Origin of the sequence: Arthrobacter sp. Hiyo1 (genome assembly GCF_001263615.2) — a bacterium.
Taxonomy (GTDB): domain Bacteria; phylum Actinomycetota; class Actinomycetes; order Actinomycetales; family Micrococcaceae; genus Arthrobacter.
Genome location: NZ_DF952470.1, coordinates 107412 through 109119 on the forward strand (window position 1 = coordinate 107412; position 1708 = coordinate 109119).

Consider the following 1708-nt stretch of genomic DNA (forward strand, 5'->3'; position numbering starts at 1 on the left):
GGACCGCGGCGCAAGCCACGGCCGCGTAGGCCAGCAGGCGGCAGTCACCGCGGTCCACCGCACCAGCCGTCCGCAGATGCCGCACTCCTCTTAGGAACCACCCTCCTCAGCCCAACTGACTCGCACTTAATGTCGTTCTGAGCCCTCATAACGACATCTGCTGCCAGTTAGTTGGGCTGAGTTACGTGCGGGAGGCGTAAGCGTGCGGGCCTGGGTTATGCGCGCTCGACGTCGTCGGGAGACTTGTCGGGGCGCCAGCCGCGCCAGACGGGATGGCGCATTCTCTCGGCGCCGGTCCAATCGCCGAACGTCACCTCTCCCACGAGCTCGGGCGAAACCCAGTGCGCCGTGGCGGCGTCCTCGGCCGGGATGTCGTGGAACGGAGAGTCCGGGCGATCGAGACCTTGCAGGCGCTTCAGGATGTCGCGCAGTTGCCAGTCCTTGAACCCTGTGCCCACCCGGCCCGCGTAGCGCAGCTTGTCGCCGTCGGGAATCCCCACCAGCAACGCGCCAATGGTCCCCAGCCTCGCCCCGGAGCCGGGCCGCCAGCCACCCACCACCACTTCCTGCGTGCGTTCCAACTTGAGCTTGATCCAGGACCTGCTGCGCCGCCCCGGCTGGTACCGGCTATCCGCGCGCTTGGCCATGACGCCCTCCAAGCCAAGCTCGCCGGCAGTGGCCAGGATGTCGTCAAGGTCATGTTCCAGGATCTCGGACACATGGATAGGGGAGCCCTGGGCCGGCAGCTTGGCGCGGAACTCCGCTAGCTTTTCCCGGCGCTCGCTGAGCGGCAGGGAGGTGAGGTCGGCACCGCCTTGGGACCCGGCGTCGTACAGGAGATCGAACACCATGAGCTGCACGGGGACCGCGGCCCGGGCACGTTCGACGTCGCCGGGTTTGAAGAGGTTCATCCGCTTCTGGAGCAGCTCGAAGCTGGGCCGGCCGTTCTTGCTGAGTGCGACGATTTCGCCATCTGCCACGAAGTCGTGGTCAGGCCAATAGCGCGGATCCGCCAGTTCGGGGTAGGTGGGTGTCATGTCGATCCCCGAGCGGCTGGTCAACCTGATCTTGCCGCCCGAGCCTGAAACGATCGCCCGGAAACCGTCCCACTTGAGCTCAAACAGCCAGTCGCCGGAGGAGACATCGGCGGTTGTCCCGGAGGTTGCGAGCATGGGCGCGTAGCTGGGGGTCCCGATCGGTTGGGGCCGGGAGTCAGGCAACAGCACCGTCCGATGGCCCGGTTTGTCCTTCATCAGGTGGATCAGCCATTGCGACGGCGACTCCCCGGTGTGGATGAGCGCGAAGCGGCGGGTCCCGTGCAATCCGCCGCCGGGCTTTCCGGTGAGGGTAGCGATGACTTCCTTGCCGTCGCGCCATTTTTCGCACTCGAACTCGCCGCTGTCCCAGATGCTGACCGTCCCGGCACCGTATTCGCCCTTCGGAATGATGCCCGCGAATTGCGCATACTCCATCGGGTGGTCCTCCGTGCGCACCGCGAGGTGGTTCTTGTCCGGAGTGTCGGGCACGCCCCGCGGCAAGGCCCACGACGCCAGGACGCCGTTGTGCTCCAGCCGGAAATCCAGGTGGAAACGGCGGGCATGGTGCTCCTGGATGACGAAAATTCCGCCGGGCGGATTGGGTTCCGCGTCGGACTGGAGGGGGCGCGAACCGGCTTGGTGCTCGACGGCGGGAAACGGTTCGGGGGTCC

Annotated in this window: 1 protein-coding gene; it reads right to left on the reverse strand. The window is 66.6% G+C overall.

All coding sequences use genetic code 11. The annotated features are described in order from the left end of the window. Nucleotides 1-215: 215 nt before the first annotated feature. Nucleotides 216-1708 (reverse strand): non-homologous end-joining DNA ligase (gene ligD / locus AHiyo1_RS26500; protein WP_253257241.1); only part of this gene is annotated, 1493 nt, incomplete at its 5' end.